Here is a 22,658-nt window from a genome sequence, read left to right as displayed (position 1 = left end):
TGTCACTTGTTTTTTCTCATGGGCCGCCATAGCCAGATTCAATAGCGGTACTTGCCGCCGTGAATGTCGGACAACAACTGCTCCGTGACCTGCACGTAAGTCTGCGTCCCTGGCAGCCAGGCGTAGATCGGGTCATCTCCGGTTTTACCCGGGTCGAAGGCCTCGTCCTTGAGTCGGGTCTTCTGATATTTGAACGTCCCGGTGGTTTCCATTTTCACTTTCACCCGCAGGAACAATGGCACCGCATAGGCCGGCATTTGCTCGCGGGCGAAGGCCAGCAGCTCACTGAAGTCAAGGGTTGCCAGGGATTCGGCAGGTGTGATCGCCGCCATCCCGGCCCGGCCATTGGTGTTGCGGATTTCCACGCCATAGGCCACGGCTTCGGAAATAAGCGGGTGTTGCAGGAGGATGTTTTCGACCTCCGTGGTCGAGACGTTTTCGCCCTTCCAGCGATAGGTGTCGCCCAGGCGGTCGACAAACTGCGCATGCCCAAAGCCGATGTTGCGCAACAGGTCGCCGGTGTTGAAGTAGCGGTCACCCTTTTCGAACACATCCTCAAGCACGACCTTGGCGGTTTTCTGCGGATCGGTGTAGCCGTCCAGGGGGGCCTTGTCATCGATTTTTGCCAGCAACAACCCCTGCTCGCCCTTGGCGACCTTGCGCATCAGGCCATTGGTCTGACGAATCGGCGCGCCGCTGTCATGGTCGTACGCGACCAGCTCCCAGGACATCAGGGAAAAACCGATGGTGTTGTCGAAATTGAGAATGTTGGTGAAACCGATATTGCCGTCGCTGGCGGCGTACAGCTCGCAGATGTGATTCACCACAAAGCGCGTCTTGAACTCGTTCCAGGCGCCGGGACGCAAGCCGTTGCCGATCATTTTCTTCACATCGTGCCGGCTGTCGTCGGCGCTGGGCGGTTGATCGACCAGGTAGCGGCACAGTTCGCCGACATAACCGATGGTGGTCGCCCGGTACTTGCGCGCGTCGTTCCAGAACTGACTGGCGCTGAATTTGCGGCGGATGGCGAACCCGCTGGCACCACTGACGGCCGACCCCCAGCACACGCAAAGGCCCGTGGCGTGGTACAGCGGCAAGGTGCAATAGACGACATCGTCGGGGCGCATGTCCAGGGCGATCATGCCGAAACTTGCCGAGCTGCGCATCCAGCGTCCGTGCTTGAACACGCCAGCCTTGGGCAGCCCCGTGGTGCCCGAGGTGTAGATATAAAAGCAGGGATCGTCGAAGAAAACCTGCCGGCTGCTGGCCGGGTTGTCGCTGGCGTCGTCGAGACTGACGGTCATCAGGTTGATGAAACCTTCAGGCGCGATACCCGGTTGGCGAGAGGTGTCCTGATCGGCGACGAACCAGGTTCGGTCAGCCTTGATCGACACCCGATCACGCACCGCCAGGTACGCCGGGACCAACTCCTCGCCGATAATGATCGCCACCGGCGCCACCAGATTCACACTGTGCACCAGGGTATCGCGGGTCTGCGAGGTATTGAGCAGCGCACTGATCGCGCCGACCTTGGCCACCGCCAGAATCGTCACCAGCAGTTCCGGACGGTTCTCGATGAAGACCGCCACCACATCACCCTTGCCGATGCCTTGGCCGATCAGGTGATGGGCGATGCGATTGGCCCATTGGTTGACCTCGGAGTAACTGAGCGTCACGTCGCCTTGCAACAGCGCCGGGCCATCCGGGTTACGCAACGTGGCTTGCTCGAAACTCCAGCCCAAACCACACGTTTGGGTCGGGTCCTTGACGTTGGCGGCCTTCATGCCTTTCACCACCCGGGGGATGGCCTTGGCGATGGAAGGCAGCTTGCGGAGCATCATGCTCCAGGTAATCGTGTCGTTCGACGTGCGGCTCATGATGCTCCCGTTCGATCTTTTTATTGTCGGGCTGCGATGACTGAGCCCGAAAATACGTCAACGGTTCTTGAGCTGTACACGCGGTTTTTGAAATGTTTTGTATCTACGATCTTGATCTGCGATTGATACAGGGCCAATCGTGAACCCCCGCACACGCAATGGTTCCATCGAAGCGCCGAGCGACCGCGCAAAATGCAGGATGCACGATGGCCGTTCATGCAGAATGCACGAAAGAAAGAATCACTACAGATGCTAACAAGTTGTTTTATAAGGTTATTTAAAAACAACCAAGGCTGGCACAATCACTGCAACCCTCTCCGTATGCTTGCCATTCAAGAGCCAACGGAGCTGAAAGACATGAACCTGATTCAGGAAAAATTTTCGTCCCTGTTCTCCAACTTCGAAGTCACCACCCAGGCCCGTCCCGACGGTGGGATCCTGCTGACCCTGAACGGCGGCGAAGGCAAAGTGTTCAAGCGCTCGATTTCCTACCAGCAATTGCACAATGGCGACCAACTGACGTGGGTGATCAGTGCGATTCGCCGCGACCTCGCCGAACAAGCCAGTGAACTGCCGCAGATTTCCATGCTGCAGAGCCAGCAACGGTTTGCGCTGCCGACCTATCACTCGCTGTAAACAGTTGTGGGAAAAACACTGTGGGAGCGGGCTTGCTCGCGAAAGCGTCGTATCAGTCAACATCAACGTTGAATGACACACCGCTTTCGCGAGCAAGCCCGCTCCCACAGGTTTTGTGGCGTTTAGAAATTAGCAGGATCGATCCGCGCAAAGCTGTCGACCGTGACATGCCCTGCCAGTTCGCCGCCCTCACGGGCCAGCCCGCACGTGGCCATCCCCGCCGTGCGCGCCGCGTCGAGTTCTTCGACGATGTCCGACAGAAACAGAATCTGCCCCGCCTCAAGGTTGATCGCCTGGGTGATGTTGGCGTAGGACTGCGCCTCGCGCTTGGGTCCTGAAGTGGTGTCGAAGTAACCACTGAACAACGGTGTCAAATCCCCCGCCTCCGAGCAGCCGAAGATCAACCGCTGGGCCTGGATCGAACCGGACGAGTAAACAAACAGTTGAAAGCCGTCCTGATGCCAGCGCTTGAGCGCTTCAACGGCGTCCGGGTACACGTGCCCCTTCAACTGCCCGGCCAGATACCCCTGCTCCCAGACCATTCCCTGCAGCGCTTTCAACGGCGTGGCCTTGCGGTCTTCGGCGATCCAGCCCAACAGGATCTCGATGACCCGCTCGACGTCGGCATTCGGTTCGTTGCTGTCGCGGCGCACGGCAGCCAGTTGCTCCGCCACATCGGCGCGTTCGGCGTGCTGACGGACAAACGCCGGCAAGTGTTTGGCGGCATAGGGGAACAGCACGTCGAACACAAAACTCACCGCGCTGGTGGTGCCTTCGATGTCGGTGAGAATCGCTTTGATCGGCATCGACTCAGTCCTCCAGGCGCGGGAATTGGTTGGCGATGTCTTCGCCGGTGAAGTTGGCGACCCAGCCTTCCGGGTTGTTGAACAGACGGATCGCGACGAAATGCGGATGTTCGCCCATGTCGAACCAGTGCTTGGTGCCGGCCGGCACCGAGATCAGGTCGTTTTTCTCGCAGAGCACCGCGTAGACGTAATCGTCGATGTGCAGGGTAAACAGGCCACGGCCGGCGACGAAAAATCGTACTTCATCTTCGCCGTGGCGATGTTCGTCGAGGAACTTGGCTCGCAGTTCGGCTTTTTGCGGGTGATCGCTGTTGAGGCTGATCACGTCGACAGTGACGTAACCGCGCTCGGTCATCAGCTGGTCGATCTGCTCTTGGTAGGCGGCGATCACTTCTTCCTGAGTGGCGCCCGGCTGGATCTTCGCCGCCGCTTGCCAGCGGTCGAAACGCACGCCCTGCTCGGCCAGGGTCGAGGCGATGTCTTCGAAATGGGTCAGCACCTTGTTGGGGATTTCAGGGCTGGAGACGTGATAGACGGACAGGCTGCTCATCTGGGCAACTCCTTAACGGTTCATGCTTTAAAGAGCGAGCGCATCTTCAACTCGCACTCGAACAAAAATTCAAAGGCCTCGATCTGCCGCAGGGCATCGCTCATGCGCGCGCCCCAGGTGTACAGGCCATGGCCACGGATCAGGTAGCCGACGCAATCGGGATGGGCGTCCAGCCAAGGCTGCACCTTGGCGGCCAGGCGCGCAATGTCCTGGTCGTTGTCGAAAATCGGCACGCGCACCCGGGATTCGTGGGTTGTCACACCGCTGAAGGCCTTTTGCAGCTCGTAGTCTTCGAACTCGATGAAGTCTTGCGGCGTCAGGCGCGACAGCACGGTAGCGTTCACCGAGTGGGTGTGCAGCACCGCACCGATCTCCGGGCGCCAGCTGTAGAGCTGGGTGTGCAGCAGGGTTTCGGCGGACGGTTTCTTGCCCGGTTCCAGGCTGTTGCCCGACAGGTCAGTGGCCAACACGTCGTCCATGCCCAGTTGCCCCTTGTGCTTGCCGGAGACAGTCAGCAAGGCTTCGGTCGGCGACAGGCGGGTCGAGTAATTGCTGCTGGTGGCCGGCGACCAGCCGCGGCCGTACAGAAAACGCCCGGCGTCGATGATTTCCTGGGCGAGTTGTTCACGGGTAAGGCTCATGGCCTGTCCTCTTGCATACGTGTGGCAATGATAACGGCAGCCGCGACGGCTGCGAGACTGGCAATACTAAATGTCCATGCCGCGCCTAGGGCATTCCAGCTGTAGCCGGAATACAACGCGCCCAACGCACCGCCGGTGCCGGCCAACGCGGCATACAGCGCCTGGCCCTGGCCTTGCTGGCGCGCACCGAAGCTACGTTGCACGAATGAAATGGCAGCGGCGTGAAAGCTGCCGAACGTCGCCGCGTGCAATATCTGGGCGAACAACAGCACCCACAAAAATTCGGCCAACGATCCGAGCAGTAACCAGCGCAGCGCCGCCAGCAGAAAACTCGCCATCAGCACCCGGCGCAGGGAAAACCGCGCGAGGATCTTGCTCATGGCCAAGAACATCAAAACTTCAGCGACCACGCCGACCGCCCAGAGCATGCCGATCACGCCCCGGCTGTATCCCAGGTGCTCAAGGTGCAAGGTCAGGAAGGTGTAATACGGCCCGTGGCTCATCTGCATCAGCGCCACGCAGCCGTAAAACGCCAACACACCGGGGTTGCGCAGTTGCTGGAGAAATCCCTCCCCGGTCAACCGTTCACCCTGAATCGGTTGCGCGTTAGGCACCCACAAACTGCTGACCACGATGCCGGCCAGGATCAGCACCAGCGCCGCCGGGTAGATGTCCAGGCTCAGCCATTCGAACAAACGGCCCAGCGCGACCACGGTGATGATGAAACCGATCGAGCCCCACAGGCGAATCTGGCTGTAGCGCGAGGTCTGGCCCTGCAAATGCGCCAGGGTGATGACTTCGAACTGCGGCAACACCGCATGCCAGAAGAACGCATGCAAGGCCATGACCATCGCCAGCCAGGCGTAGGTCTTGCTGACGAAAATCAGCGAAAAGGTCAGCAGTGTGCATACCGCACCAAAGCGCACGATGGCCAGTCGCCGACCGGTGTAGTCGCCCAGCCAGCCCCAGATGTTCGGCGCCACGCAGCGCATCAGCATCGGGATCGCCACCAGCTCGCCGATGCGCGCGGCGCTGAACCCCAGGTGATCGAAGTACAGCGCCAGAAACGGCGCTGTCGAACCGAGCAAGGCGAAATAGAACAGATAGAAACTGGAGAGCCGCCAGTACGGGAGCGCCGCAGTCGCCATCAGACGGCTGCGACCATGAAGTCAACCATTTACAGCTGACCCAGCACCGGCGTGCTCACACGCACATCGGCGTTCTGCCCGCGGTGACGCAGCAGGTGATCCATCAGCACGATGGCCATCATCGCCTCGGCAATCGGCGTGGCGCGGATGCCGACGCACGGGTCGTGACGGCCCTTGGTGATCACTTCCACCGGGTTGCCATGGATGTCGATGGAACGCCCCGGCGTGGTGATGCTCGACGTCGGCTTCAGCGCCAGGTGCGCAACAATGGGCTGACCGGAGGAAATACCGCCGAGAATGCCGCCTGCGTTGTTGCTGAGGAAACCTTCCGGAGTCATTTCATCGCGGTGCTCGGTGCCACGCTGGGCGACGCTGGCGAAACCGGCGCCGATTTCCACGCCCTTGACCGCGTTGATGCTCATCAGCGCATGGGCCAGTTCTGCGTCGAGACGGTCGAAGATCGGCTCGCCCAGGCCCGGCATCACGCCTTCGGCGACCACAGTAATCTTCGCGCCGACCGAATCCTGGTCGCGACGCAACTGGTCCATGTAGGCTTCCAGTTCCGGCACCTTGTCCGGGTCCGGGCTGAAGAAGGCGTTCTGCTCGACCGAATCCCAGGTCTTGAACGGGATTTCAATCGGCCCGAGCTGGCTCATGTAGCCGCGAATGACGATGCCCTGGCTGGCCAGGTATTTTTTCGCAATCGCACCGGCCGCGACGCGCATCGCGGTTTCGCGGGCCGAGCTGCGACCGCCGCCGCGGTAGTCGCGCTCGCCGTACTTGTGGTGGTAGGTGTAGTCGGCGTGGGCCGGGCGGAACAGGTCCTTGATCGCCGAGTAGTCCTTGGACTTCTGGTCGGTGTTGCGGATCAACAGGCCGATGGCGCAACCGGTGGTGCGACCTTCGAACACGCCGGAGAGGATTTCGACTTCGTCGGCTTCCTGGCGCTGGGTGGTGTGGCGGCTGGTGCCAGGCTTGCGGCGGTCCAGGTCACGCTGCAGATCCTCCAGGGATATCTCCAGCCCCGGCGGGCAGCCATCGACAATGGCGACCAACGCCGGGCCATGGCTTTCGCCCGCGGTGGTGACAGTGAACAGCTTGCCGTAGGTATTGCCGGACATGCAGGACGCTCCGTGAAATGAACCTGAATACGTAATGCGCGCCAGTATACGCAGGCTACCCAAGTAGTTCATCCTCGAACCTTATGGGTGCCCGTGAGTCCAACCGGCATCTTCTTGATGATGGCGCGATGATGCTGCGAGTTCTAGCCTTGAGCCTTACCCTGATTTCCGGCTTCGCCCAGGCGACTGTCCTGCAACGACCGATCACATTGGATACCGGCACCGGCGAGCTTTTCGGCTCGCTGTTGCTGCCAAAATCCGACAATCGAGTGCCGGTTGTGCTGATCATTTCCGGGTCCGGCCCTACGGATCGTGACGGAAACAACACCGATGGCGGGCGCAATGACAGCCTCAAGCGCCTGGCCTGGGTGCTGGCCAAACACAACATCGCCAGCGTGCGTTACGACAAGCGCGGCGTGGCCGCGAGCCTGGCGGCGACCCCGGATGAACGCAACCTGACGGTGGAAGCCTACGTGGCCGACGCCCAAGCCTGGGGCCGCAAGCTCAAGACCGATCCGCGTTTCGGCCAACTGATCGTGCTGGGGCACAGCGAAGGCGCCTTGATCGCCAGCCTCGCTGCGCCGGACATCGATGCCGACGCGGTGATTTCTGTCTCCGGCAGCGCAAGGCCGGTAGATCAGGTCATTCGCGAGCAACTGGGCAATCGCCTGCCGCCACCGCTGATGCTGCGCAGCAATGAACTGCTCGACAGCCTCAAGGCCGGGAAACCCGACGACAATGTGCCGCCCCCCTTGCAGGTGATTTTCCGCCCGAGCGTGCAGCCTTACCTGATTTCCCTGTTCCGCCAGGACCCGGCCGCGGCATTTGCGAAGCTGAAAATGCCGGCGCTGATCATCCAGGGCAGCAACGACATCCAGGTCGGCGTCAATGACGCAAGGCTGCTCAAGGCGGCCAAACCGGACGCCGAACTGGCCTTGATCGAGGGCATGAACCACGTCATGCGCATCGTGCCCAACGACGTCAAACGCCAACTGGCCTCCTATAAAGACCCGCAGTTGCCCCTGGCGGCGGAACTGGGCACGCGAATCCTCGGTTTTATTGACAGACTTCGCACCAGTTAACCCCTCCAGTCCTGGGAAAAACGGCCGATAAGCCTTTGTCGCCAGCACATTGGCTGGCGACAAGCTGAGCTTGGACAGGATCTCGCCGTTATGACTGACACCCAGACTTCACCCGACACCAGCGCTGAAAAAGACGCACCGCCAGCGGTCGAGCTGCCCTGGGCGGACGTCCACGTCGAGCACCACAAGATGCTCCGTCTGGCGCCGTTGCAGACTGACCGCAACACCGGCGGGCGCCCGTTGCGCTTTGTCGAATCAGGCTATGCCGAACGCAACGACAAGGAACGCAGCCTGATGCGCATGAGCATCACCCTGCCCGGCCAGCGCGTACGCAAGGAACAGAATCATCTGGACGTGTGGGTCGATCACGCCGAAAAACGCGTGCATTTCGGACCGCAAAGCGGACTGCAGATTGAACCGCTGAACCGTGGCATTGGCCGCTACATGGCGGCCCAGGGCATCAACTGGGCGAAGAAGCGCTGGCCAACCTACACCGTCGACGGCTTTGACCTGAACAACAAGGATGCACTGAACGAAGACACCCGCCTGCGCCGCGATCACTTTTTGCGTGTGCACGGTTTCGACGTGGTGTATGCCGATGCCCAGCATTTGAAAGGCAGCGTCAAGGCCGTCAAGGTCGGCGACCTGTCTGGCGACTGGAACAGCGAAAAACTGCAGGTCGTGGAAATTCTCGAGGCGGCGCAGATGCTCCAGCAAGCCGAACAGAACCTGGCCGAGCAGGAAGTCAAACTCAAGAAACACGAAGAGAAAGTCAGCAAATACAAACGCGAAGACGCCGGGCTGCGATTCACCATCACCTGCCTGGTGGCATTCGCGGTGTTTCAGGCGGGGTTATTGATCTGGATTGCCACGCACCGTTGATCGGCGGTGCGGTCATTTCTTGTAGGAGCGAGCTTGCTCGCGATGGACGTTAACGATAACGCGTGCTTTCTGGATAAACACATCGCCCTCAGGTCCATCGCGAGCAAGCTCGCTCCTACAAAGGTCAGACGCGAGAAGCAAACAACGCCTGATGCTCACGGCACTGCTGCGCGCTCAACATGAACACACCATGGCCGCCACGCTCGAACTCCAGCCAGGCGAAGTCGACTTCCGGGTACAACGCCTCGACGTGCACCTGGCTGTTGCCCACTTCGACAATCAGCAAGCCCTTCTCGGTCAGATGATCCGCCGCCTCGGCGAGCATGCGCCGCACCAGGTTCAAACCGTCATCACCGCAGGCCAGGCCCAGTTCCGGTTCGTGCTGGTATTCGTCCGGCATGTCGGCGAAATCTTCCGCATCGACGTAGGGCGGGTTCGACACGATCAGGTCGAAACGCTGACCCGGCAAGCCTTCGAAACCGTCGCCCTGCACCGTGTACACACGCTCATCGACACCATGGCGCTCGATGTTCTGATTGGCCACTTCCAGTGCTTCGAACGACAGGTCCGCCAACACCACCTCGGCATGCTGGAACTCGTAGGCGCAGGCGATGCCGATGCAACCGGAACCGGTGCACAGGTCGAGAATCCGCGCAGGCTCGGTAGCCAGCCACGGGGTAAAGCGGTTTTCGATCAACTCGCCTATCGGTGAGCGCGGGATCAGAACGCGCTCATCGACGATGAACGACATGCCACAGAACCAGGCCTCGCCCAGCAGATACGCGGTAGGCACCCGATCTTCGATGCGGCGCTTGAGCAAAAGCTGCAGGTGAACCACTTCGTCTTCTTCCAGATTGCAGTCGAGGTAGCTGTCGGCGATTTCCCACGGCAGGTGCAGCGCGCCCAACACCAATTGCCGGGCTTCGTCCCAGGCGTTGTCAGTGCCATGGCCGAAAAACAGATCCTCCCCATGGAAGCGGCTGACGGCCCAACGGATATGGTCACGCAGGGTGCGAAGGCGGGAAGTGATCACGGCGGCAAACTCCAGAAAAATCGACGGGCGATTCTACCAGTCAAACGACGTCACGACGACGCGGGAAACTACCGATTCAAATGTAGGAGTTATCCATTTTTTCGTCAGGCTATTGAACAAAACGTGACTATTGACAAGGCTACAGGCCAGCAACGACGGCACCTACGATCGTAGCGATTCACAGAACCGCTCAGCCAGAGGACAATGGCGCAAAAGCCCCACTCCAAGGAGCCCCAGAATGTCTGTTCCAAAAACGATGTTTCAACTCAGCGGCCGCGGTTATGCAGCGGCCAATCTGAGCCATGCCACGCTGGTCATCATCGATGCCCAGAAAGAATACCTCAGCGGTCCCCTGGCCCTGAGCGGCATGGAAGAAGCTGTCGCGAACATCAAGCAATTGCTCGCCGCTGCCCGCGCCGCCGGCCGGCCGATCGTGCATGTCCGCCACCTCGGTACGCTCGGCGGGTTGTTCAACCCCCAGGGCGTAGGTGGTGAGTTCATTCCGGGCCTGGAGCCACAGAGTGATGAAACCGTCATCGGCAAATTGTTGCCAAGCGCCTTTCACGGCACCGAACTGGCAAAACGCCTGGAAGACCTCGGCGCCCTTGACCTGATCGTCTGCGGCTTCATGAGCCACTCCAGCGTCAGCACCACGGTGCGCGCCGCCAAGAACCTGGGCTTCCGCTGCACCCTGGTGGAAGACGCCTGCGCCACCCGCGACCTGCCTTACAAGGGTGGCGTGCTCAGTGCCGCACACGTTCATCAGACGGAAATGGCGATCATGGGCGACAACTTCGCCACCCTCGCGCTGACCCGTGAACTGATCTGATCGACGCTCAATGAGCGGCCTGGAACGCCGCTCATCCGTAAAAACCTCCCATTTGCCATAATTGTCTTAGCCTCAGGAACATCCCGGTCAACTCCCGGTCGAAGGGCCGATACCCATTGAGGAAGGTCGGAATGAAGTTATCCGATGGTTTTGACGCTCGCCGCTTGCGGTCCAAAGGCCAAAGCAACTGGCGTTTTCGAATCGGCGCGACGTTCGCGGCATTGCTGGCGATGTGCGGCGTGTTGCTCGCCATGGCCGGTGTCGCCAGCCTGCTCGGCCACGCACCCGCCCTGGGTGAATTGAACACCAGCCGCACCGGTGCTGCCGTGATCCTGGCCATCGGCCTGTTCGTGCTGTACCTCGGTGTCTGGCTGTGGCGCCGTTGCCGTCGTCGCTCGCGGCAGTCGCGGGAACTGGCCATGTCCCCGCACCTGATGAAAAAACACGACTGAGCCAAGCGCCGCGCGAGTTTTTGTCGCGCCCGATTCGCTTCGAGTTGGGTAAACTGGCCGCCCTTCGCGGAGGCTGACATGCAAGACGACGATTTTTCCCTGTTCAAAAGCGCGATCCAAGGCGTCAAACCGATCAAGCACGATCGCGCCGAAACCGGCAAACCCAAGGCTGACCGCGCGCAGATTGCCAAGCTGCGTCAAGCGGCGACCGTACGCACCGAATCCACCACCGTCGACGGGCTGTCCGATCAGTTCGTCATCGACGTCGGCCCTGAAGACGAGTTGATGTGGGCGCGTGACGGCGTGCAGGAAAGCCAGATGCGCAAGCTCAAGATCGGACAGATTCCGTTCGAAGGCAGCCTCGACCTGCACGGCATGAGCGTGGAAAAGGCCCGGGAAACCCTCTGGGCGTTCCTGGCCGAAGCCACAAAATTCGAAATCCGCTGCGTGCGCGTCACCCATGGCAAGGCTGTTCGCCTGGACGGCAAGCGGCCGATGATCAAAAGCCACGTCAACACCTGGCTACGCCAGCATCCACAGGTACTCGGCTTCACCTCGTGCCAGGCGAAACATGGTGGTGCGGGAGCCGTTTATGTGATGCTCAAACGCACCATGATGGAAGGTCGCGACGAGTAAAGCTGACGCGCCACGCTTGCAGCGCCGTGTCCGCCACCGTACCCTTGCCCTTTGCGTAAAATCCCACAGGTAGTTTCATGTCCCTGGAACAGAATTACACGGCGATCCTCGGCCAGCTCGGCGAGGACGTTTCCCGCGAAGGCCTGCTCGACACGCCAAAACGTGCCGCCAAAGCCATGCAGTACCTCTGCCGCGGCTATGAACAGACACTCGAAGAGGTCACCAACGGTGCCCTGTTCAGCTCCGACAACAGCGAAATGGTGCTGGTCAAGGACATCGAGTTGTACTCGTTGTGCGAACACCACCTGTTGCCGTTCATCGGCAAGGCTCACGTCGCCTACATCCCGAGCGGCAAGGTCCTGGGCCTGTCGAAGGTCGCGCGCATCGTCGACATGTACGCCCGCCGCCTGCAGATCCAGGAAAACCTCAGCCGCCAGATCGCCGATGCGGTCCAGCAGGTCACCGGCGCCCTGGGCGTTGCGGTGGTGATCGAGGCCAAGCACATGTGCATGATGATGCGCGGCGTGGAAAAGCAGAATTCGACGATGATCACCTCGGTGATGCTCGGCGAGTTCCGTGAAAACGCCGCCACCCGCAGCGAATTCCTCAGCCTCATCAAGTAATTCGCGGCACGAAGAAAACCGGCATTCATCGCCGGTTTTTTTTCGCCTGCAAAAAATCAGGTAAGCTGCGCGCCCTTCTTCATTCGCACCGTGAGGCTTTCAACGTGTTCGTAAAAGCGCTTCGTGTCGGCCTTGGCCAACTGATCATCTTCATCGACTTCATTACTCGCCCAAGCAAGAAGAAGCGCCCCGCCGCTGCTCAGGCTCAGGTCGAATCCGCCGCCAAGGGTCTGACCCTGTATCAATTCCACGCCTGTCCGTTCTGCGTGAAGACCCGCCGCACCCTGCGCCGCCTGAATGTGCCGGTGGCATTGCGTGATGCGAAAAACAACGAACAGGATCGCCAGACCTTGCTGGAGCAAGGCGGCAAGATCAAGGTGCCGTGCCTGCGCATTGAAGAGAATGGTGAGACCACCTGGATGTATGAGTCCAAGGTGATCATTGATTATCTGGACAAGCGTTTTGCGGCGGCCTGATTTGTCTGTGGTGTTTTGACTGACGCCATCGCGAGCAGGCTCGCTCCCACAGTAGAACTTTGTTGTGAACAGGATTTGTGTTCAAAACAGATCCAATGTGGGAGCGAGCCTGCTCGCGAAGAGGCCTGCACCGGCACCGCAAAATTTCAGACAAAAGTAAACCGGCCCTTGCGCCGGTTTATTTGTTTTCAGGCTGCTTGCGCTGCCTGCGCCTGTCGCACCACCGCCGCCAACCGCTCGAGCCCTTCATCCAGCCGCACCGGATCAATGTGGCTGAAGTTCAACCGCAGATACCCCGGATGATTATCCGGCTCAGGGAAGAACGGTTCCCCCGGCATGAACGCCACGTCGTTGGCCAGCGCAGCGTTGAGCAAACTGCGGGTATCTTGCGGCTGCTTGAGTTTCAACCAGAAAAACAGCCCGCCCTGCGGCACGTTCCAGTCCGCCAGATCGGAGAAGTGAATTTCCAGCGCAGCCTGAAACGCATCCCGACGCCCCCGATAAAAGTCGCGCAACTCACTACGGTGTTGCTGATATTTCTCGCTGCCGATCCATTGCAGTGCCTGCCACTGGCCGACCCGGTTGGTGTGCAGATCCGCCGACTGCTTGAGTTTCAATAGATGGGGAAACAGGTCCGGGCTGGCGATCAGGTAGCCGACACGCAAGCCCGGCAACAGGGTTTTCGACACGGTCCCGGTATAGATCCAGCTGGCCGTCTTCAAGCGGCTGACAATCGGCGTGGCGCTGCCACCGTCGAAGGTCAGCTCGCGGTAAGGCTCGTCTTCAATCAGCGTCACGCCAAATTCATCGAGCAACGCCGCCACCGCGTCGCGTTTGGCTTCGCTGTAACGCACCGCCGATGGATTCTGGAAGGTCGGGATCAAGTAGATGAAGGCCGGGCGGTGGTGTTCCAGGCGAGTGCGTAGCTCAGTCAAATTCGGCCCGTCAGACTCCAGCGGCACGGTCAGGCAATCGGCGCCGAACAGTTGGAAAATCTGCAATGCCGCCAGATAAGTCGGCGCTTCGAGCAGGATTTCGGTGCCCTTGTCGATGTACAGCTTGGCCGCCAGGTCGAGGGTCTGCTGTGAGCCGCTGACCACCAGCACCTGGCTTGCCTCGCATGCCACTCCCAACGCTCGCGCTTCGGCGGCCAGCGCTTCACGCAGTGCCGGCTCGCCTTCGCTCATGCCGTATTGACCGATGGAAACCGGCATCTGGGCCCAATCGACTTTTGGCAGCATTGCTTCGGCCGGCAAGCCGCCGGCAAAAGACATCACCTGCGGACGCTGGGCCGCGGCGAGGATTTCACGGATCAAAGAACTTTTAAGGCGTGAGACACGTTCGGAAAAAGCCATGGGGATCACCGGTAGCGAGGCATGTGAAAAATGAGTCAAACTTGTTGACCGAAATTACGCTTCCCCGAACGGATACGTCAATATGCTTGACCTTAAAAACCCGCTTTCCCAGCAGCAGGCCATGGAAGCGTTTTTCTTCGGCTACCAGGCCTTCACCGCCAAGGCCGATGAAATGCTCGAACGTCGCGGTCTGAGTCGGGTGCATCAGCGCATCGTGTTTTTCATCGCCCGTTATCCGAACCTGAGCGTGAAGGAATTGTTGGCGTTGCTCGGCGTGAGCAAGCAGGCGTTGAACATGCCGTTGCGGCAATTGTTGGAAATGCATCTGGTCGACAGCGTCGCGTCCGAAACCGACAAGCGCAAGCGCCTGATGGAGTTGACCGCCGAAGGCGCGCGGTTTGAACAGGCGCTGCGGCGCGAGCAGGTGAAATTGCTGGAGCGGGTGTTTGCCGAGGCCGGGGAGACGGCGGTGAATGGGTGGCTGGCGGTGAATCTGGCGTTGGGTAAGAGTCATTCGCCGGATGAATGAGTGTTTGCCTGCTGGATAAGTATTGGCCGGATCGGCCTCTTCGCGAGCAAGCCCGCTCCCACAGTTGACCGCATTCCTCTGTGGGAGCGGGCTTGCTCGCGAAGGCGTCGGAACAGGCGATATATTCCTATCGCCAAAAAAATCGTAAACAAAACCAAAAACATTATTTGCATTCTTTGTATACAAAAGCATAATCCACTTCGTGCGAGTTCCTGACCAAGCGGTCAACAAATTCGCAAGTACCTCAAAGGGCCGCTGCCACCCTCATGGGTCCGGCCCTGGAAATAACAATAAAACTCTTGAGGAGTATTCGCTGTGGAAAGCCGCAAATCCGAAGCACCGACGCTGGAAATCTCGCCGCCATTACGCAATGGCTTGCTAGAACGTCTGTTCAAACTCAGCTTGCACGGCACCACGGTGAAGACCGAGCTGATTGCCGGTCTGACAACCTTCATCACCATGGCTTACATCATTTTCGTCAACCCCAACATCATGGCCGACGCCGGGATCGATCACGGTGCGGCGTTCGTCGCCACCTGCATCGCCGCGGCACTCGGTTGCCTGTTGATGGGCCTGTACGCCAACTGGCCGGTCGGCCTGGCACCGGGCATGGGGCTGAACGCCTTCTTCACCTACACCGTGGTCGGCACCATGGGCTACAACTGGGAAACCGCCCTCGGCGCGGTGTTTGTGTCCGGTGTGTTGTTCATGATCCTGACCTTCTCGCGGATCCGCGAATGGCTGCTCAACAGCATTCCGGTCAGCCTGCGCTTCGCCATGGGCGCCGGCGTGGGTCTGTTCCTGGGGCTGATCGGCCTGAAAACCGCGGGTATCGTCGTCGATAGCCCGGCCACGCTGATCAAGCTCGGCTCCCTGCGCGAACCTGGCCCGCTGCTCGCCGCCGTGTGCTTCCTGATGATCGCCATCCTCAGCTATCACAAGGTGTTCGGCGCGATCCTCATCAGCATCATCACCGTGACTCTCGCCGGTTGGGGCCTTGGGCTGGTGCACTACGAGGGCATCATGTCCGCCCCGCCGAGCCTGGCTCCGACCTGGATGGCCATGAACGTTGTGGGTGTATTCAACATCAGCATGGTCAGCGTGGTCCTGGCATTCCTTTTCGTGCACATGTTCGACACCGCAGGCACCCTGATGGGCGTTGCCCAGCGTGCCAACCTGGTGGGCGCTGACGGCAAGATCGAAAACCTTTCCCGCGCCATGAAAGCCGACAGTGCTTCCAGTGTGTTTGGTGCGGTGGTCGGTGTTCCGCCGGTCACCAGCTACGTGGAAAGTGCTGCCGGTGTTGCAGCGGGTGGTCGGACTGGTCTTACCGCAGTGACCGTAGGTGTGCTATTTATTGCAGCCATGTTCTTCGCACCGCTGGCCGGAATGATTCCTGCCTATGCAACCGCGGGTGCGCTGATTTATGTAGCGATGCTGATGATGGGCGGCATGGCCCACATCGAATGGGACGAAGCCACCGACAGCATTCCGGCGATCGTTACCGCAATCATGATGCCGCTGACCTTCTCGGTCGCCGACGGTATCGCGCTGGGCTTCATCACCTACGTGGCGATGAAGGCCGGTACAGGCAAGTACAAGGAAATTTCGGTGAGCCTGTGGGTGCTCTGCGCGATCTTCATCGCCAAGTTCATCTTCTTGTAGGAGCGAGCTCGCTCGCGAAGGTCGTTAACGATAACGCGTGCTTACCGGGTTGAATCCATAGTCGGAACGCTGCCCGGACCAAGCGCGCCACAGCAAACAGCCTCACCCCGTCGGGTGGGGCTTTTGTGCAAATGGAGGAAAGTGATGAGTCTGGAAACCTGGCTGCTGTTCAGCGGCGCTGCGCTGATAGTGATCCTGATCCCGGGGCCGCTGTCGTTGCTGATGATCAGCAACAGTCTGAATTACGGCCTGCGCCGCTCTTACCCGGCCTTTCTCGGCGGCGTGTCCGCATCGATCTGCCTGCTAAGTGCTTCGGCGCTGGGCCTGGGTGCGTTGTTGCTGGCATCGGAACAGCTGTTCAGTGCCCTGAAGATGCTTGGCGCCCTTTACCTGTTCTACCTCGCCTGGCAGAGCTGGCAGCAATCGCGCCTGCCTTCCCATGGCGCTGAAGTGCCACAAGCCGCGCCGGTGCCACGCTTTCGTGCACTGTTCGGGCGTGCGTTCATGCTGGGCGCGAGCAACCCGAAGGACATCCTGTTCTTCGCCGCTTTCCTGCCTCAGTTCTTGAGTGCCGAGCAGCCGTTCCTGCCGCAGTTGCTGGTGATGATTGTCACGTGGACACTGCTGGATCTGGCCTGCAAGTTGGCTTATGGCCTCGGCGCCCATGGTGCCGCGCGGTATCTGCGCAGCGGCAAGGGGCAGAGCTGGTTTAACCGGGTGAGTGCGGGGTTGTTCAGTGGGGCGGGTGCAGCGTCCCTGCTGAGCCGCTAACAGCAAAAGCTTCGCGAGCAGGCTCGCTCCCACATTGGATTTGCGGCTCTCCCACCCCCATGTGGGAGCGAGCCTGCTCGCGAAAGCGGCCACACAGGCACCACTTTTCTCAAGACGAAAAAAAGCCCGCAGTGTGAGCGGGCGAAAGACCAAAGAAGCTATATGCGCAGTCGCTTCCAGGGTGCAGCTGCTGCCTGGGGGATCAGCTGCCGCGGTAGGTGGAGTAGCTGTAAGGCGAAATCAACAACGGCACATGGTAGTGATCCTGCTCGGCGGAGATGCCAAAACGCAGCACCACGACATCCAGGAAGGCAGGTTCCGGCAACTTGACGCCACGGGCGCGGTAGTAGTCGCCGGCATGAAACTGAACCTGATAGACCCCGGTGCGGTAGTCATCACCTTGCAGCAGCGGTGCATCGACACGGCCATCGCTGTTGGTAACTGCAGTGGCGACCAATTCCAGCTGCGAACCTTCAACGCGGTACAACTCGACCTTGATCGAGCTGCCCGGGCAACCGTGTGCTGCGTCCAAAACGTGTGTAGTCAAACGTCCCATTGATTCTGCGCGCCTGCCTGCGTGGAGCAGTCAGACTTCGCGCCTCCCGAAGTCAGTTGAAAAGGAGACCGCACCGATTCGGAGCACGAAAAGCTGCGGCGAGCGACTGATTAAGACACTTTTCAAAAAAATTGTACACAATAAAAACGACATTTTTCCCATGATCCCCGCCATCTGCATATTTACCGTCGATTTACCGCTAAACCGCACAGTCTATGAACCTTTCAAACAATAACTGACCAGTCAGGCAGATTTCTTGCAGGCTCACGCCAATAGCAGTAAAAGATGACAGTCGGTGAAAAATGCGAAAATTCAGGCTTACAAAGTGAATATAAAGTTGTATACAATCAGTCCATCGCTGTGACGCCAGCCTGCCATTCTATTTTCAGCTGTGTCACACCAACCGTCATCATCGAATAAGAAGGAAGCCTGCAGTGAGCGCTGACTACCCACGCGACCTGGTCGGTTACGGCAGTAACCCTCCTCACCCACACTGGCCGGGCAATGCCCGCATTGCCCTGTCGTTCGTACTCAATTACGAAGAAGGCGGCGAGCGCAACATCCTGCACGGCGACAAAGAGTCCGAAGCGTTCCTCTCGGAAATGGTTTCTGCCCAGCCGCTGCAAGGCGCGCGCAACATGAGCATGGAATCCCTCTACGAGTATGGCAGCCGTGCCGGCGTGTGGCGGATCCTGAAGCTGTTCAAGGAATTCGACATTCCGCTGACCATCTTCGCCGTGGCCATGGCCGCCCAGCGTCACCCGGACGTGATCCGCGCCATGGTCGATGCCGGCCACGAGATCTGCAGCCATGGCTATCGCTGGATCGACTACCAATACATGGACGAAGCCCAGGAACGCGAGCACATGCTCGAAGCGATCCGCATCCTCACCGAAATCACCGGCGAGCGCCCGCTGGGCTGGTACACCGGCCGCACCGGCCCGAACACCCGTCGCCTGGTGATGGAAGAAGGTGGTTTCCTCTACGACTGCGACACCTATGACGACGACCTGCCCTACTGGGAACCGAACAACCCGACCGGCAAGCCGCACCTGGTGATCCCGTACACCCTGGACACCAACGACATGCGCTTCACCCAGGTCCAGGGCTTCAACAAGGGCGACGACTTCTTCGAATACCTGAAAGACGCGTTCGATGTGCTCTACGCCGAAGGCGCCGAGGCACCGAAAATGCTGTCGATCGGCCTGCACTGCCGCCTGATCGGCCGTCCGGCGCGTCTGGCTTCGCTCAAGCGCTTTATCGAATACGCTAAAAGTCATGAACAGGTGTGGTTCAGCCGTCGCGTCGACATCGCGCGTCACTGGCAAGAAACCCACCCGTACACAGGGGCTGGCAAATGAGCACCTTTCAAACCGTCAAACCTTCGAGCCTGAGCCGCGACGCCTTCGTCGCCGCTTTCGCCGACATCTACGAACATTCGCCATGGGTGGCCGAGAAGGCCTACGACCTGGGCCAGGATGCCTCGATCGACCAGATCGAAACCCTGCACCAGCGCATGAGCGACATCCTGTTGAGCGCCGATCACGCCAGCCAGCTTGAACTGATCAACGCTCACCCGGACCTGGCAGGCCGTGCGGCCGTCCAGGGCCAACTAACCGAAGCCAGCACCCATGAACAGGCTGGCGCCGGTATTCACCAATGCACGGCCGAAGAGTTCCAGCACTTCACCGAGCTGAACGACGCCTACAAGGCCAAGTTCAAGTTTCCCTTCATCATGGCGGTAAAAGGCAGCAACCGGCATCAGATCCTCGCAGCGTTCGAAACGCGCATCCACAACCCGGTCGACACCGAGTTCAAGTGCGCGCTGGCGGAGATCAACAAGATCGCCCTGTTCCGATTACTGACCCTATAGCAAGCCAGGCCTGAGCGGATTCAAGAACGCCGAAACCGCCAAGGGCCTTGCAAGCATCCCAAGCCACTTATTTAAAGGCAGACAAGAAGAATGAAAGCTTACGCCGTACCTTTCGAGAAGTTCGTCAACCTGGCCGATGCCCGCCTGGGCACCAAAATCATCTCGGTCACCGATGACTGGTTCGCAGACGCCAATCGTCTGTTCCAACCGACCCCGGCCGTATGGAAGGAGGGCGTGTTCGATGACAACGGCAAGTGGATGGACGGCTGGGAGTCGCGCCGCAAGCGCTTCGAAGGCTTCGACAGCGCAGTGATCCGCCTGGGCGTACCGGGTTCGATCAAGGGCGTCGACATCGACACTTCATTCTTCACCGGCAACTTCCCGCCGTCGGCGTCCCTGGAAGCCTGCTTCCTGGCCGAAGGCGAGCCGAACGAAAACACCCAGTGGGTTGAAGTGCTGTCCGCCGTCGAGCTGCAAGGCAACAGCCACCACTATCACGAAATCAGCAACGACCAGGCCTTCAGCCACCTGCGCTTCAACATCTACCCGGATGGCGGCGTGGCCCGTCTGCGCGTGTACGGCGTGCCGTTCCGTGACTGGTCGGCTACCGGCGACAACGAGCAAGTCGACCTGGCCGCAGCCCTCAACGGTGGCCGCGCCCTCGCCTGCTCCGATGAACACTTCGGTCGCATGAGCAACATCCTCAACCCGGGCCGCGGCATCAACATGGGCGACGGCTGGGAAACCGCGCGTCGTCGTACCCCGGGCAATGACTGGGTCATCGTCGCGCTGGGCCATGCCGGCGAAGTCGAGAAAGTCATCGTCGACACCCTGCACTTCAAGGGCAACTACCCGGACAGCTGCTCGATCCAGGGCGCCTTCGTGAAGGGCGGTACCGACAGCCAGATCGAAACCCAGTCGCTGTTCTGGCGCGAACTGCTGCCAAGCCAGAAGCTGGAAATGCACGCCGAGCACACCTTCGCCGAGCAGATCAAGGCACTGGGCCCGATCACCCACATCCGCCTGAACGTGTTCCCGGATGGTGGTGTGAGCCGCCTGCGTGTATTGGGCAAAGTAGCGAAGTAATGCTGAGCCTGTAGGAGCGAGCCTGCTCGCGATGGTCGTTAACGAAAACGCGCTCAACCTGAATGAATGCGGTGTCTTGACGTTTTTCGCGAGCAGGCTCGCTCCTACAAAGAACCACAAACACTAAACAAAGAAGAACAGCATGCGCACACTGACGATTGAACCGCTGACCAAAGAAGCCTTCGCCCCTTTCGGTGACGTGATCGAAACCGACGGCAGCGATCACTTCATGATCAACAACGGTTCGACCATGCGCTTCCATAAACTGGCCACGGTGGAAACCGCAAAGCCAGAGGACAACGCGATCATCAGCATCTTCCGCGCCGACGCGCAGGACATGCCGCTGACCGTTTGCATGCTGGAACGCCACCCGCTGGGCAGCCAGGCTTTCATTCCGCTGCTCGGCAACCCTTTTCTGATCGTGGTCGCGCCACTTGGCGATGAACCTGTATCAGGCTTGGTCCGCGCCTTCGTCACCAACGGCAGGCAGGGCATTAATTACCATCGCGGCGTCTGGCACCACCCGGTGCTGACGATCGAAAAGCGGGATGACTTCCTGGTGGTTGATCGCAGTGGCACAGGCAATAACTGCGATGAGCATTTTTTCAAAGAGGATGAGCGTTTGATCCTCGCCCCCCACCAATAAGAGAAGGTCTGATCACTCGACAACAGAGTGACAGGCGAGAGGTAAAGACTGTGGAAGCACATCTGTTGGAATGGCTGAACCTGAGCGTGCGCTGGGTTCACATGATTACTGGCGTGGCCTGGATCGGTGCGTCGTTCTATTTCGTATGGCTGGAAAACAACCTCAACCGGGTCAACCCGAAGAGCGGCCTGGCCGGCGATCTATGGGCGATTCACGGTGGCGGGATCTACCACCTGGAAAAATACAAGCTGGCTCCACCGACCATGCCGGACAACCTGCACTGGTTCAAATGGGAAGCCTACTTCACCTGGTTATCGGGGGTCGCACTGCTGTGCGTGGTGTTCTACTCCAACCCGACCCTTTACCTGTTGGCCCCTGGCAGCAGCCTGAGCGGTCCCGAAGGCGTATTGCTGGGCCTCGGCTCGCTGTTCGTCGGTTGGTTCATCTACTCCTTCCTGTGCGACTCGGCCCTCGGCAAACGCCCTGCCCTGCTTGGCGCAATCCTGTTCGTCCTGATCATCGCCGCGGCCTACGGCTTCAGCAAAGTGTTCAGCGGTCGGGGTGCGTACCTGCACGTCGGCGCGATCATCGGCACCATCATGGTCGGCAACGTGTTCCGCATCATCATGCCGGCGCAACGCGCACTGGTAGCGGCTATCGCCGAGAACCGCACGCCCGATCCGGCGCTGCCGGCCAAAGGCCTGTTGCGTTCACGTCACAACAACTACTTCACCTTGCCGGTGCTGTTCATCATGATCAGCAACCACTTCCCGAGCACCTACGGTAGCCAGTACAACTGGTTGATCCTGGCCGGGATCGCGGTACTGGCGGTGTTGGTACGTCACTACTTCAACACCCGTCACGATAGCCACAAGTTTGCCTGGACCCTGCCGGTGGCAGCGGTGGGCATGATCTGCCTGGCCTACGTGTCCGGTCCGAAGCCGATGTCCAGCGCCCCTGAAGTGGCCAACGCTCCAGCGAAAATCCAATACCAGCCGCTGCCGGAAACCGCAGTGGGCGGTGGATTGAAACCCGTTGAAGCCAAACCTGCAGAAGCACCTGCTGCCGCTCCGGCTCAGGCATCCAATGCCGGCCCGGGTTTCGACAAAGTGCACAGTGTGATTCAGGAACGTTGCACGGTCTGCCACTCGGCCAAGCCAACCAGCCCGTTGTTCAGCGCGGCCCCGGCCGGTGTGATGCTGGACACTCCCGAGCAAATCCGCCAGAACGCACCGCGGATTCAGGCGCAAGCCGTCGCCAGCCAGATCATGCCACTGGGCAACATCACCCAGATGACCCAGCAGGAACGTGACCTGATCGGTGCCTGGATTGTGCAGGGAGCCCAGACCAATTAATCGTTAAAAGCTTCGCGAGCAGGCTCGCTC

At 59.8% G+C, this 22,658-nt stretch carries 25 protein-coding genes and 1 pseudogene; 17 read left to right on the top strand and 9 right to left on the bottom strand.

The features are described from left to right. Nucleotides 1-38: 38 nt before the first annotated feature. A complete protein-coding gene (locus WHX55_RS08500; protein ID WP_353742398.1) occupies nucleotides 39-1,877 on the bottom strand; it encodes a long-chain-acyl-CoA synthetase in 1,839 nt (612 codons plus the stop codon). A gap of 357 nt (nucleotides 1,878-2,234) precedes the next feature. On the opposite strand from WHX55_RS08500, the gene WHX55_RS08495 reads away from it, so the two are divergent. Continuing rightward, nucleotides 2,235-2,513 (top strand): DUF3509 domain-containing protein, encoded by a 279-nt coding sequence (locus tag WHX55_RS08495; protein WP_150724607.1) that lies wholly within the window; start codon nucleotides 2,235-2,237, stop codon nucleotides 2,511-2,513. 20 nt (nucleotides 2,514-2,533) lie between these two features. Then, nucleotides 2,534-2,626: pseudogene (locus WHX55_RS08490) on the top strand (metal ABC transporter ATP-binding protein); the annotation flags it as partial. A 9-nt stretch (nucleotides 2,627-2,635) separates the two neighbouring features. Here WHX55_RS08490 and mtnC read toward each other — a convergent pair. The 5 genes from mtnC to aroC are packed head-to-tail and all read right to left on the bottom strand — an operon-like array spanning nucleotide 2,636 to nucleotide 6,779. Beyond that, on the bottom strand, nucleotides 2,636-3,319 hold the full coding sequence (mtnC, locus tag WHX55_RS08485; protein WP_353742397.1) for an acireductone synthase: 684 nt from the start codon (nucleotides 3,317-3,319) through the stop codon (nucleotides 2,636-2,638). A gap of 4 nt (nucleotides 3,320-3,323) precedes the next feature. Continuing rightward, nucleotides 3,324-3,869, bottom strand: coding sequence for an acireductone dioxygenase (locus WHX55_RS08480; protein WP_150753333.1), 546 nt, complete (start codon nucleotides 3,867-3,869; stop codon nucleotides 3,324-3,326). Between the two features lie 20 nt (nucleotides 3,870-3,889). Continuing rightward, nucleotides 3,890-4,510 (bottom strand): methylthioribulose 1-phosphate dehydratase, encoded by a 621-nt coding sequence (locus WHX55_RS08475; protein ID WP_150724604.1) that lies wholly within the window; start codon nucleotides 4,508-4,510, stop codon nucleotides 3,890-3,892. Next, complete coding sequence (locus WHX55_RS08470; protein ID WP_150724603.1) at nucleotides 4,507-5,658, bottom strand: MFS transporter; 1,152 nt, start codon at nucleotides 5,656-5,658, stop codon at nucleotides 4,507-4,509. The genes WHX55_RS08475 and WHX55_RS08470 overlap by 4 nt, the downstream gene beginning before the upstream one ends. A gap of 29 nt (nucleotides 5,659-5,687) precedes the next feature. Beyond that, a complete protein-coding gene (gene aroC / locus WHX55_RS08465) occupies nucleotides 5,688-6,779 on the bottom strand; it encodes a chorismate synthase (protein ID WP_057715749.1) in 1,092 nt (363 codons plus the stop codon). An 83-nt stretch (nucleotides 6,780-6,862) separates the two neighbouring features. Between aroC and WHX55_RS08460 the strand changes: the two genes are divergently transcribed. Both WHX55_RS08460 and WHX55_RS08455 read left to right on the top strand, forming a co-directional pair. Then, the gene (locus WHX55_RS08460) at nucleotides 6,863-7,861 is read left to right on the top strand and encodes an alpha/beta fold hydrolase (RefSeq protein WP_150724602.1); all 999 of its coding nucleotides are present in this window, start codon (nucleotides 6,863-6,865) and stop codon (nucleotides 7,859-7,861) included. 90 nt (nucleotides 7,862-7,951) lie between these two features. Then, complete coding sequence (locus tag WHX55_RS08455; protein WP_150724601.1) at nucleotides 7,952-8,743, top strand: hypothetical protein; 792 nt, start codon at nucleotides 7,952-7,954, stop codon at nucleotides 8,741-8,743. Nucleotides 8,744-8,867: 124 nt separating this feature from the next. Here the strand turns inward: WHX55_RS08455 and prmB are convergent, their stop codons facing one another. Then, entirely contained in the window at nucleotides 8,868-9,776 is a 909-nt protein-coding gene (prmB, locus tag WHX55_RS08450; protein WP_150724600.1) for a 50S ribosomal protein L3 N(5)-glutamine methyltransferase, read from the bottom strand. Between the two features lie 238 nt (nucleotides 9,777-10,014). Between prmB and WHX55_RS08445 the strand changes: the two genes are divergently transcribed. The 5 genes from WHX55_RS08445 to WHX55_RS08425 all read left to right on the top strand — a co-directional run bounded on the left by WHX55_RS08445 (nucleotide 10,015) and on the right by WHX55_RS08425 (nucleotide 12,792). Continuing rightward, a complete protein-coding gene (locus WHX55_RS08445) occupies nucleotides 10,015-10,605 on the top strand; it encodes a cysteine hydrolase family protein (protein ID WP_150724599.1) in 591 nt (196 codons plus the stop codon). A gap of 131 nt (nucleotides 10,606-10,736) precedes the next feature. Continuing rightward, a complete protein-coding gene (locus WHX55_RS08440) occupies nucleotides 10,737-11,057 on the top strand; it encodes a hypothetical protein (protein WP_150759267.1) in 321 nt (106 codons plus the stop codon). A 78-nt stretch (nucleotides 11,058-11,135) separates the two neighbouring features. Further along, complete coding sequence (locus WHX55_RS08435; RefSeq protein ID WP_110659502.1) at nucleotides 11,136-11,693, top strand: Smr/MutS family protein; 558 nt, start codon at nucleotides 11,136-11,138, stop codon at nucleotides 11,691-11,693. Between the two features lie 77 nt (nucleotides 11,694-11,770). Next, nucleotides 11,771-12,316 (top strand): GTP cyclohydrolase I FolE, encoded by a 546-nt coding sequence (gene folE / locus WHX55_RS08430; protein WP_007988130.1) that lies wholly within the window; start codon nucleotides 11,771-11,773, stop codon nucleotides 12,314-12,316. 104 nt (nucleotides 12,317-12,420) lie between these two features. After that, a complete protein-coding gene (locus tag WHX55_RS08425) occupies nucleotides 12,421-12,792 on the top strand; it encodes a glutathione S-transferase N-terminal domain-containing protein (RefSeq protein ID WP_150759268.1) in 372 nt (123 codons plus the stop codon). Between the two features lie 188 nt (nucleotides 12,793-12,980). Here the strand turns inward: WHX55_RS08425 and WHX55_RS08420 are convergent, their stop codons facing one another. Then, complete coding sequence (locus WHX55_RS08420) at nucleotides 12,981-14,147, bottom strand: PLP-dependent aminotransferase family protein (protein WP_150759269.1); 1,167 nt, start codon at nucleotides 14,145-14,147, stop codon at nucleotides 12,981-12,983. A gap of 82 nt (nucleotides 14,148-14,229) precedes the next feature. On the opposite strand from WHX55_RS08420, the gene WHX55_RS08415 reads away from it, so the two are divergent. The 3 genes from WHX55_RS08415 (at nucleotide 14,230) to WHX55_RS08405 (ending at nucleotide 17,112) form a co-directional block, all read left to right on the top strand. Beyond that, nucleotides 14,230-14,676 (top strand): MarR family transcriptional regulator, encoded by a 447-nt coding sequence (locus WHX55_RS08415; RefSeq protein WP_353742396.1) that lies wholly within the window; start codon nucleotides 14,230-14,232, stop codon nucleotides 14,674-14,676. A gap of 315 nt (nucleotides 14,677-14,991) precedes the next feature. After that, on the top strand, nucleotides 14,992-16,341 hold the full coding sequence (locus tag WHX55_RS08410) for an NCS2 family permease (protein ID WP_150753341.1): 1,350 nt from the start codon (nucleotides 14,992-14,994) through the stop codon (nucleotides 16,339-16,341). Between the two features lie 144 nt (nucleotides 16,342-16,485). Next, nucleotides 16,486-17,112, top strand: a complete 627-nt coding sequence (locus tag WHX55_RS08405; RefSeq protein WP_223444898.1) for a LysE family translocator — start codon at nucleotides 16,486-16,488, stop codon at nucleotides 17,110-17,112. A 202-nt stretch (nucleotides 17,113-17,314) separates the two neighbouring features. Here the strand turns inward: WHX55_RS08405 and uraH are convergent, their stop codons facing one another. Then, nucleotides 17,315-17,668, bottom strand: a complete 354-nt coding sequence (gene uraH / locus WHX55_RS08400) for a hydroxyisourate hydrolase (RefSeq protein ID WP_008017679.1) — start codon at nucleotides 17,666-17,668, stop codon at nucleotides 17,315-17,317. A gap of 434 nt (nucleotides 17,669-18,102) precedes the next feature. On the opposite strand from uraH, the gene puuE reads away from it, so the two are divergent. The 5 genes from puuE (at nucleotide 18,103) to WHX55_RS08375 (ending at nucleotide 22,628) form a co-directional block, all read left to right on the top strand. Then, nucleotides 18,103-19,029, top strand: a complete 927-nt coding sequence (gene puuE / locus WHX55_RS08395) for an allantoinase PuuE (protein WP_150724592.1) — start codon at nucleotides 18,103-18,105, stop codon at nucleotides 19,027-19,029. Next, nucleotides 19,026-19,541: a 2-oxo-4-hydroxy-4-carboxy-5-ureidoimidazoline decarboxylase gene (gene uraD / locus WHX55_RS08390; RefSeq protein ID WP_353742395.1), complete on the top strand. Its 516-nt coding sequence runs from the start codon at nucleotides 19,026-19,028 to the stop codon at nucleotides 19,539-19,541. The genes puuE and uraD overlap by 4 nt, the downstream gene beginning before the upstream one ends. Before the next feature lie 90 nt (nucleotides 19,542-19,631). Further along, complete coding sequence (alc, locus tag WHX55_RS08385; protein ID WP_046037564.1) at nucleotides 19,632-20,627, top strand: allantoicase; 996 nt, start codon at nucleotides 19,632-19,634, stop codon at nucleotides 20,625-20,627. Nucleotides 20,628-20,769: 142 nt separating this feature from the next. Continuing rightward, a complete protein-coding gene (locus tag WHX55_RS08380) occupies nucleotides 20,770-21,273 on the top strand; it encodes an ureidoglycolate lyase (RefSeq protein ID WP_150702853.1) in 504 nt (167 codons plus the stop codon). A gap of 50 nt (nucleotides 21,274-21,323) precedes the next feature. Beyond that, nucleotides 21,324-22,628 (top strand): urate hydroxylase PuuD, encoded by a 1,305-nt coding sequence (locus tag WHX55_RS08375; protein WP_150724589.1) that lies wholly within the window; start codon nucleotides 21,324-21,326, stop codon nucleotides 22,626-22,628. Nucleotides 22,629-22,658: the final 30 nt, after the last annotated feature.

The sequence above is a fragment of the Pseudomonas fluorescens genome (assembly GCF_040448305.1).
GTDB classification, from domain to species: Bacteria; Pseudomonadota; Gammaproteobacteria; order Pseudomonadales; family Pseudomonadaceae; genus Aquipseudomonas; species Aquipseudomonas fluorescens_BH.
This window is presented reverse-complemented; position numbering and strand designations above follow the sequence as displayed.

Excerpts from the sequence above, each read along its gene's own strand:
- WHX55_RS08470 (WP_150724603.1), bottom strand. The coding sequence starts at position 5,658 with ATGGCGACTGCGGCGCTCCCGTACTGGCGGCTCTCCAGTTTCTATCTG.
- WHX55_RS08445 (WP_150724599.1), top strand. The coding sequence starts at position 10,015 with ATGTCTGTTCCAAAAACGATGTTTCAACTCAGCGGCCGCGGTTATGCA.
- WHX55_RS08500 (WP_353742398.1), bottom strand. The coding sequence starts at position 1,877 with ATGAGCCGCACGTCGAACGACACGATTACCTGGAGCATGATGCTCCGC.
- WHX55_RS08460 (WP_150724602.1), top strand. The coding sequence starts at position 6,863 with ATGGGTGCCCGTGAGTCCAACCGGCATCTTCTTGATGATGGCGCGATG.
- WHX55_RS08455 (WP_150724601.1), top strand. The coding sequence starts at position 7,952 with ATGACTGACACCCAGACTTCACCCGACACCAGCGCTGAAAAAGACGCA.
- WHX55_RS08440 (WP_150759267.1), top strand. The coding sequence starts at position 10,737 with ATGAAGTTATCCGATGGTTTTGACGCTCGCCGCTTGCGGTCCAAAGGC.
- WHX55_RS08380 (WP_150702853.1), top strand. The coding sequence starts at position 20,770 with ATGCGCACACTGACGATTGAACCGCTGACCAAAGAAGCCTTCGCCCCT.
- aroC (WP_057715749.1), bottom strand. The coding sequence starts at position 6,779 with ATGTCCGGCAATACCTACGGCAAGCTGTTCACTGTCACCACCGCGGGC.
- uraD (WP_353742395.1), top strand. The coding sequence starts at position 19,026 with ATGAGCACCTTTCAAACCGTCAAACCTTCGAGCCTGAGCCGCGACGCC.
- uraH (WP_008017679.1), bottom strand. The coding sequence starts at position 17,668 with ATGGGACGTTTGACTACACACGTTTTGGACGCAGCACACGGTTGCCCG.
- WHX55_RS08435 (WP_110659502.1), top strand. The coding sequence starts at position 11,136 with ATGCAAGACGACGATTTTTCCCTGTTCAAAAGCGCGATCCAAGGCGTC.
- WHX55_RS08495 (WP_150724607.1), top strand. The coding sequence starts at position 2,235 with ATGAACCTGATTCAGGAAAAATTTTCGTCCCTGTTCTCCAACTTCGAA.
- folE (WP_007988130.1), top strand. The coding sequence starts at position 11,771 with ATGTCCCTGGAACAGAATTACACGGCGATCCTCGGCCAGCTCGGCGAG.
- WHX55_RS08405 (WP_223444898.1), top strand. The coding sequence starts at position 16,486 with ATGAGTCTGGAAACCTGGCTGCTGTTCAGCGGCGCTGCGCTGATAGTG.
- WHX55_RS08475 (WP_150724604.1), bottom strand. The coding sequence starts at position 4,510 with ATGAGCCTTACCCGTGAACAACTCGCCCAGGAAATCATCGACGCCGGG.
- WHX55_RS08420 (WP_150759269.1), bottom strand. The coding sequence starts at position 14,147 with ATGGCTTTTTCCGAACGTGTCTCACGCCTTAAAAGTTCTTTGATCCGT.
- alc (WP_046037564.1), top strand. The coding sequence starts at position 19,632 with ATGAAAGCTTACGCCGTACCTTTCGAGAAGTTCGTCAACCTGGCCGAT.
- WHX55_RS08480 (WP_150753333.1), bottom strand. The coding sequence starts at position 3,869 with ATGAGCAGCCTGTCCGTCTATCACGTCTCCAGCCCTGAAATCCCCAAC.
- WHX55_RS08415 (WP_353742396.1), top strand. The coding sequence starts at position 14,230 with ATGCTTGACCTTAAAAACCCGCTTTCCCAGCAGCAGGCCATGGAAGCG.
- mtnC (WP_353742397.1), bottom strand. The coding sequence starts at position 3,319 with ATGCCGATCAAAGCGATTCTCACCGACATCGAAGGCACCACCAGCGCG.